The organism is Streptomyces sp. KR55 (assembly GCF_052245645.1).
GTDB classification, from domain to species: Bacteria; Actinomycetota; Actinomycetes; order Streptomycetales; family Streptomycetaceae; genus Streptomyces; species Streptomyces flavusporus.
The window spans coordinates 1-7,039 of sequence record NZ_JBQQCE010000504.1 but is presented as its reverse complement, the minus strand read 5'-3'; the positions used below and the strand labels follow the sequence as shown (position 1 = coordinate 7,039).

Sequence of the window (7,039 nt, the reverse complement as noted above, 5' to 3'; positions counted from 1 at the left end):
CCGTATCGTCCGCCCGCAGAATGCCGCGTCTCCCCTCCCGGTCGTGCTCTACATGCACGGCGGAGGCTGGATCCTCGGCAACGCCGACACCCACGACCGGCTGGTGCGCGAACTGGCGGTCGGAGTGCGGGCCGCGATCGTGTTCGTCGAGTACGCCCGCTCCCCCGAAGCGCACTATCCCGTGGCGATCGAGCAGGGCTACGCCACCGCGCAGTGGGTCATGCGCGAAGGGGCCGAGCAGGGTCTCGACCCGGACCGTATGGCGGTGGCGGGCGATTCGGTCGGCGGCAACATGACCGCCGCACTGGCACTGATGGCCAAGGAACGCGGCGACGTCCGCTTCGTCCAGCAGTCCATGTACTACCCGGTCACCAACGCCGACATGGACACCAAGTCCTACTCCGACTTCGCCACCGGCTACTTCCTCACGGCCAAGGCCATGGAGTGGTTCTGGGACGCCTATGTGCCCGACCGTGCGCAGCGCAGCGAGATCACCGCCTCTCCGCTGAAGGCGGATCTCGACCAGCTCTCCGGGCTGCCGCCGGCCTTCGTCATCGTCGACGAGGCCGATGTCCTGCGCGACGAGGGCGAGGCCTACGCGGCCAAGCTCCGCGCTGCGGGGGTCGACGTGACCACCGTCCGCTACGACGGGATCACGCACGACTTCATGATGCTCAACCCGCTCAGCGACACCCACGCCACGCGCGCGGCCGTCGCCCAGGCCATCGCCGTCCTCAGTGACGCTCTGGGAACGAGCGAGGAAGCGTAGACGCTCGAAGTCGGCTCCGGTGACCGGGCGACGGACTGCCCGGCCACCGTAACCACTTGTGAGGACCACGGCCGGACACGGCGGGTCGCCGCCCGGAGGGTTTTACCTCCTGCCAGGTCGCCTCCCGCCATGCGGTGATCGCGTCCTCGTCGCGTTCGGCGGCGGGCCGGGACGGCATCGGCACGCTGTAGCCCATGCGGTGCAGCAGCCGGGTCACCCCGGAGACGCTGTAGGAGAGGTGAAACTTGCGCCCGATCAGCGTGCGTACCCGGGAGGCGGTCCACACCTGGTCCTCACTCCAGCCGTGCGCGGCCGGCCCCTCCTCCAGCCGCATCGCGAGCTTGGCCTGCAGGTGAGGGCCGAGCCGGCAGTCGTAGCCGGAGGGGCCCTTGGAAGAACAGCGTCTCGCGTCCGCCCGCCTTCCAGGCGCGGCGCCACTGGTAGACCGACTTCTCACTCACCCGTAACTCCCTGGCGGTGCACGGGACTTCCACGCCCTCCTCGAAGAGGTCAACGGCCCGCATCCGTACCTCTTCCCGGCGCCTGCGCTGCTCGGCGGTCAGCCCGCCCCCGTCCGGATACCGCTTGCATCCGGCGTACCAGTCCGAACCGACCACGTCACCGGTCCCGACACAGATCCAGACCCCAAGACGCGGAAATCAGTAACACGTAGACAGGTAGACAGCCTCAAGTTCGGACAGATCTGGGCAGTCGGACCTCCGTGCTCTCTCAACCGACGTGAAGGATCCGAAAGCGATCGGGTTCCGCCGGATCTCGATCAACGACTTGGATCGGCGTCCGAGCCCATTGCCAGACGCTGATGCCTGGCATGCGGGAGAACTGGATCCGCCCGCGGGTGCCTTCGACTGCAACGCGCGGCCAGGATTCGGCAGTGCGCGCCCGGTCCGCGCCGTGAGAACGCAGCACATCGGCGAGGACGGCGACCGTGTCGTAGCCCTCGAAGGCGACGAAGGAGGGCGCTTCGGCCAGCCGCTCGCGCAGGGCCGTCTCGACTCGTGCACCGAGTGGGCTGAGGCGCTCGGGCAGGTAGCGCAAGAACGGGATCGCGGCGCTGTCGTCGCCCAGCAACGTCGCCCATTCGGCGAACTCCGGCTGCCCGGCCGGAGCACCGATCATGATCTCGGCGAGGCGCCGGTCGCGGCGGACAGACTTGACGATCGACACTGCCGGCTCCGGGTGGCCGACCAGAAGAAGGAGGGCTGTCGCGCGATGGTCGACGAGTTCGTCGCACACGGCCGCGGGGGTGAGCGCGCGCATGTCGAGTTCGATGACGGTGCCGCCGCGTGAAGCGAGGTAGTCCCGCAGAATGCGGGTCCCGGATGCCCAGTAGACACTCGGCTGGAATGCTACGGCGATGCGACTGTGGCCCGCGCCGAGGAGGAAGTCCGCGTAGATCTGCCAGCCGCGGGACTGCGGCGGGGAGAGGCGCGCGACCCATTGCGTCGGCTGTTCGGTGAGCGCGTCGAGAACCGCTGACGAGCAGAGGAACGGCAGGCCGAGGGCGTCGGCCCTGGCGGCAGCGGCGCGAGCGACGACGCTGTGATACTCCCCCGCCAAGGCAGCCACGCCCAGGCGGGCCAATTCATCTACGGCCGCCGCGGCCCTCTGTGGATCAGCCGCGGTGTCTCGGACCACCAGCTCGAGTGGTCTTCCGGCGATCCCGCCGGCGTCATTGACTTCGGATACGGCCAGCTCGAGTCCAGCGAGCAAGTGTTGGCCTGCCTCGACCCAGCCGGGCCGAGTCAGCGGAACGAGAGCGCCGATCCGGACGGATGATCCGTCAGTCCGCTCCGCTCCAGGTGGCGATGGTGGTGTATTCATGCGTTGGCGTCTCCCGTGTGACGATTCGGCTGCCGTTTGCCCGGATCGCAGAGGGGCAAGGCCCGGTAGTACGCGTTCATCTCATCTCGCCGTGGCGGGCACACCCGGGTGATCATGCCGGACATTGCATCCACCCCCATCGCCAACAGGCAACCGATTATCGGTTCGTTGAGCCGCCAGGCTTCAAGAAACCTTCGTTTTCTGAAGATCGCCCTGCGTGGCCGCCCGGACCCCGCAGGGCCTTCAAGAACCCCTTCAAAAACCAAGGTCGTTCAACAACCCCGGACCCCCGTTTTCTGACTTGATCCGGGGTCATGACCGCCCTCGATCCGGCCGATGAGCCGGGCCTCCTCGTCGCCGAGCCGCTCGTCCGCACCGGAATCAAGATCGGATACGCCCCGGTGTCCACCGGCGGGCAGAAGCCGGAGCGGCAGCTCGACGCCCTCACGGCCCCGGGGTGTCGGAAGATCTTCGCGGACAAGAAGTCCGACAAGAACGTGCTGCGGCCGGAGTTGAAGGCGTGCCACGCCTTCCTCGACCCCTGCGACACCCTCGTCGTCCCCTCCCTCGACCGCTACGGCCGCAGCCTCCAGGACCTCATCAACATGGTCGCCGAACTGCGCGAGCGCGGCGTCGGCTTCACCTCGCTACTGAAGAGCGACGCGGTCACCGGGTTCGGGGCCTGTGTGACAGCGGCCACGAGGATTTCCCCAGAGATGGTTGGTTGCGGATGTGACGTTCAGTGACCAACTTCGATGGGGTTGACCAGGATGAGATGGGGTTGACCAGGATGAGATGAGTGGGATTCAGGTCTAGGCGCGGAAGGTCTTCCGAAGGAGTTCGCCGAACTCGGCGGGGTGCGTGGTCAGGCCGGTGTGCCCGCCGGGGAAGTGCCGGAGTTCCGTGCCGAGGCGCTCGGCCAGGAAGGCGGCAGGACGGTAGGGCAGCTCGCCGCGTGAGTCCTGGCCGCAGGCGAGTATGAGCCGGTCCGACAGCGCCTCAAGCCGGTGGATGTCCGGGACGTAGGCCATGAAGCTGGGCACGATGCGCTCGACGAAGTACGGCAGGTCGGCCATCGTCTGCTCGGCCCGTGCCGCCGCTTGTGGCGGAAGCTTGATCTCGGCCTTCGGCTCGGTGGTGTCGACGTCCTTCTTCAGACCCGCGGCGAACACGGCCATCGCCGGCATGAGCCCCTGAGTGTGGAACGTCTCCTGCACGTGCGCGATGAGCGCGCGGTGTTCTGCGGCGTCCGGCAGGACCTCCACTACCGGCGGCTCGTGTGCCACGAGCCGTTCGAGGCGTTGGGGTTGGGTGGTGAGCAGGTGCAGGGCGGCGATCGCGCCCGAGCTGGCGCCGAACACCCGGGCGGGCTCATCGGGCGACAGTAGTTCCAGTATCCGTAACGCGTCATCGGCGTGCTCGGCCACTCGCTGCTCGGCCGCGGGGTCGTCCAGGGTGCTGCGGGACAGGCCGCGCGGGTCGTAGGTCGCGACGGTGTATTCGGCGGCCAGGTCGTCGGCGATGCTGTCGAAGGAGGCCGCGCCGCCCGTCCCGCCGGGGATCAGCAGCAGGAGCGGGCCCCGGCCACGCACTTCGTAGTGCAGGGTCGCGCCGTTCACGCGCAGGCTGCCGATGGTCGGGTCGGTCATGAGGATTCTCCTTCTCGGGACGGGGGCCAGTGCTCCAGGAGGGTGTGCAGGGCGTCGAGGGCGCGGACCCAGGTGTGCTGCGGCGAACGCTCGTGTGCGAACCCGCCCGCGGCCTCCAGGGCGACGAACCCGTGGAATGTGCTGCGCAGCAATCGGACCGCGTCGGTCAGGTCGGGCTCGTCCAGTCCGTAGCCGCGCAGCATGCCGTAGGTCAGCTCGACCGCGCGCCGTGGTCCGGGCGCTTGTGCGGCCAGCTCGGGGTCGATCTGGATCGGGGTCTGCGTCGCCATGTAGCGGCCCGGGTGCTTGTGGGCGTACTCCCGCCAAGCGTTCGCAAACGCGACCAGTGCGTCTTTGCCCGCCCGCCCGGCGGTCGCCTCCGCGATACGGATGGTCTTCTCGTCCGCCGCCAGCAATGCGATCCGTCCGCGCAAGTCCTCCAGGCTGCGGACGTGCGTGTAGAGGCTCGCGTCCTTCACGCCGAGCCGCCGCGCCACCTGCGACATGGTCACCTGGGCGAGCCCGACCTCATCCGCCAGCTCGGCGCCCGCGATCGTTACCCGCTCCGCCGTCAGCCCGGCCCGCGCCATGCGTCCTCCCTAAAATCCTAGGGCATCTAGTTATAACCTAGGGGCCCTAGGAATGCCAAGCTGGGGCGCATTCACGCAGGTACCTGTTTCGACAGGATGGACGGGAGCCACTCGGGCAATGGGAATGGGAGCCACGTTGCTCTGTTCGTGGCGGAGTTGGACCGTGGCACAGGTCCGTGATCGGCAACGAGATGGGGAGCCACCCCTGTCCGGTGACATACGACGCTGCCGGGCTGGGTGCCGGAGTGTCTGTGCGAGCGATCCACGCGCGAACCGATGGCCGGCGTCCCGAGTTCTCCCAGTCCGCACGTCCGATGGGAACGACGCCGACCCCTCCGCCGTTTCCCGACCGTCAACTGTGTTGAGGATGATGGGGGCCAGCTGTGGCGATGTGGGCCATGTCGTTCCCGGCGTTCGTGTGTCTACTGGTCTTGTTCGCCCTGGTGGAGAGCGCGTGGCGATGGTTCACGGGGCTGGGCTTGATCCCGTGGCTACAGAGGCGCACGGGGCGGTCGTTGTCGAGCACGGCCTTCGATGAATTCACGGCGGTCGTGAACGGCAACAAGGCGGTAGAGCTGGAGCAGCGGAGGGTGGAGCTGCTGCGGCGGGACGACGAGAGCGACGGTGCGCCGCCCCGCTCCAGCATCGACCTGGCCAAGGGCACCGCGTTCATCGTGCTGCCGCAGGAAGCGGACGGCCCGTGCGCTGACAAGCGCGACGCCCGTGAGGGCCGGCGGTGAATCGCGAACCGGAGGGAACGGGCGCAGAACCGTCCACGCTGTGGGGGCGTATCGCATGCTTGTGGGCGGCCGCGTTCGCCGGGTTGCACTTCTACTGGGCCGTCGGCGGTGATGTGGGGCTGAGCATCTCCGCCGGTCCGCTGGCCACCGAGCGCCCGCTGTGGTTCGTCGTAGCCGGTTTGTGGGGTGTGGGTGCGCTCTGCCTCCTCGGCGCCCTGCTGGCATGGCTGCTTGCCCGGTCCAGGCTCCGGGGCGTTCCCGCGCTGCTGGCAAGGTGGCTGGGGTGGGGTGTCAGTGCCCTCCTACTGGCCCGTGGCATCGGTATCGAGGTGCTGCTGCTGACCAACACAACGCACCTGGACACCTCCGTGAGCGGGGGGCAGCGGGCCTGGACGCTGGCCCTCTGGAACCCCTGGTTCATCGCCGGAGGACTGGCCTTCGGCCTCGCCACCCTTCGGTCCAGCAGGCATACCGACGCAGAACCGTCACCCGCGTCCAGACGCTGATTGCTCCGCCGGTCAGCCCACAGCCCCACGACTCCAACAGCGGCAGGTCACACACCATCAGACAGGGTGGCTCCCCATCTCGTTGCCGGACCAGCGGCTCCCCATCTCACCGCCCCACCGGCTCTGCTTCACCTTGTCGAAAACACAGGTACCGCTGTTTGTGGATGACGGGGAACCAGGGCTGGCCGCCAACACCCGTGCATGCGGAGGCTCGGCGCTGACGGTCAACTACCTGACCGCGTACCTGTCCCTGACCCGGGTCGGGCATGTGCAACCGGGACAGTCCGCTCTCGTCTCCGGGGCCACCGGAGGAGTCGGACACGCCGTGGTGCAGACGAGCAAGGCGCTCGGGGCGCAGCCGATCGCCGTGGTCTCCTCCGCGCACAAGGCACGCCGGGCGATCGAGGCCGGGGCGACGGCGGCGATCGACCTGTCCTCGCGGGACATCCACAAGGCCGTCGCCGACCTCACCGACGGCCAAGGCGTCGATCTGGCCCTGGACCCGGTCGGCGGTGCGCGCTTCGGCGAGCTGCTCCGCAACGTCCGCCGCCACGGCATGCTCGCCTCGCTGGGATTCACCGGTGGCAGGCAGCCGGTGCTCGACCTGATGGATCTCATCGCCGCCGACCGGCACATCGCCGGTTACGGGGCTGCACGCCGACAGCGACGAGAACGTCACCCCAGCCCTCAAGGAGGTCGGCAAGCCGACCGCCGGAGGCCGGCTGCGACCAGGATGACGCCGACGATCATCACGAGATGCGCGCCGGTGAACGCGTAGTAGGCGAGCATTTGGCGACGGTGCTCGGTGGCCTTTTCGAACTCGGCGTCGGCCCGGCTTTCGTCACCGTCGAAGTACACCCACCACAGTCCCGACGCCACGGCGATGCCCAACGCCACGCCGAGCGCCAGGGGCGCGTCCACCGCGTGGCCGGCCGAGCCCTCG

The 7,039-nt window shown here is 68.5% G+C and carries 9 protein-coding genes and 1 pseudogene; 5 read left to right on the top strand and 5 right to left on the bottom strand.

Annotated elements, in window-relative coordinates:
- Window positions 1–769 (top strand): alpha/beta hydrolase (locus tag ACTWQJ_RS43415; RefSeq protein ID WP_443311912.1); only part of this gene is annotated, 769 nt, incomplete at its 5' end.
- 43 nt (window positions 770–812) lie between these two features.
- Here ACTWQJ_RS43415 and ACTWQJ_RS43410 read toward each other — a convergent pair.
- Window positions 813–1,386 (bottom strand): annotated as a pseudogene (locus ACTWQJ_RS43410) (helix-turn-helix domain-containing protein); the annotation flags it as partial.
- Window positions 1,387–1,498: 112 nt separating this feature from the next.
- Window positions 1,499–2,611: an ABC transporter substrate-binding protein gene (locus tag ACTWQJ_RS43405; protein ID WP_443311911.1), complete on the bottom strand. Its 1,113-nt coding sequence runs from the start codon at window positions 2,609–2,611 to the stop codon at window positions 1,499–1,501.
- A gap of 314 nt (window positions 2,612–2,925) precedes the next feature.
- Between ACTWQJ_RS43405 and ACTWQJ_RS43400 the strand changes: the two genes are divergently transcribed.
- Complete coding sequence (locus ACTWQJ_RS43400; protein ID WP_443311910.1) at window positions 2,926–3,357, top strand: recombinase family protein; 432 nt, start codon at window positions 2,926–2,928, stop codon at window positions 3,355–3,357.
- A gap of 66 nt (window positions 3,358–3,423) precedes the next feature.
- Here the strand turns inward: ACTWQJ_RS43400 and ACTWQJ_RS43395 are convergent, their stop codons facing one another.
- Window positions 3,424–4,260: an alpha/beta fold hydrolase gene (locus ACTWQJ_RS43395; RefSeq protein ID WP_443311909.1), complete on the bottom strand. Its 837-nt coding sequence runs from the start codon at window positions 4,258–4,260 to the stop codon at window positions 3,424–3,426.
- The gene (locus ACTWQJ_RS43390) at window positions 4,257–4,850 is read right to left on the bottom strand and encodes a TetR/AcrR family transcriptional regulator (protein WP_443311908.1); all 594 of its coding nucleotides are present in this window, start codon (window positions 4,848–4,850) and stop codon (window positions 4,257–4,259) included. Before ACTWQJ_RS43390 ends, ACTWQJ_RS43395 begins: the two co-directional genes overlap by 4 nt.
- Window positions 4,851–5,365: 515 nt before the next feature.
- Here ACTWQJ_RS43390 and ACTWQJ_RS43385 point away from each other — a divergent pair.
- The 3 genes from ACTWQJ_RS43385 (at window position 5,366) to ACTWQJ_RS43375 (ending at window position 6,874) form a co-directional block, all read left to right on the top strand.
- Window positions 5,366–5,590, top strand: a complete 225-nt coding sequence (locus ACTWQJ_RS43385) for a DUF6191 domain-containing protein (RefSeq protein WP_443311907.1) — start codon at window positions 5,366–5,368, stop codon at window positions 5,588–5,590.
- Window positions 5,587–6,096, top strand: a complete 510-nt coding sequence (locus tag ACTWQJ_RS43380) for a DUF3995 domain-containing protein (protein ID WP_443311906.1) — start codon at window positions 5,587–5,589, stop codon at window positions 6,094–6,096. The genes ACTWQJ_RS43385 and ACTWQJ_RS43380 overlap by 4 nt, the downstream gene beginning before the upstream one ends.
- Window positions 6,097–6,256: 160 nt before the next feature.
- Window positions 6,257–6,874 (top strand): quinone oxidoreductase family protein, encoded by a 618-nt coding sequence (locus ACTWQJ_RS43375; protein WP_443311905.1) that lies wholly within the window; start codon window positions 6,257–6,259, stop codon window positions 6,872–6,874.
- Here ACTWQJ_RS43375 and ACTWQJ_RS43370 read toward each other — a convergent pair.
- A partial coding sequence (locus ACTWQJ_RS43370) for a low temperature requirement protein A (RefSeq protein ID WP_443311904.1) occupies window positions 6,784–7,039 on the bottom strand: 256 nt, incomplete at its 5' end. The genes ACTWQJ_RS43375 and ACTWQJ_RS43370 overlap by 91 nt on opposite strands.

What these genes read in the sequence shown, in the direction of transcription:
- ACTWQJ_RS43405 (WP_443311911.1), bottom strand. Translation starts at nt 2,611, where the DNA reads ATGAATACACCACCATCGCCACCTGGAGCGGAGCGGACTGACGGATCA.
- ACTWQJ_RS43400 (WP_443311910.1), top strand. Translation starts at nt 2,926, where the DNA reads ATGACCGCCCTCGATCCGGCCGATGAGCCGGGCCTCCTCGTCGCCGAG.
- ACTWQJ_RS43395 (WP_443311909.1), bottom strand. Translation starts at nt 4,260, where the DNA reads ATGACCGACCCGACCATCGGCAGCCTGCGCGTGAACGGCGCGACCCTG.
- ACTWQJ_RS43390 (WP_443311908.1), bottom strand. Translation starts at nt 4,850, where the DNA reads ATGGCGCGGGCCGGGCTGACGGCGGAGCGGGTAACGATCGCGGGCGCC.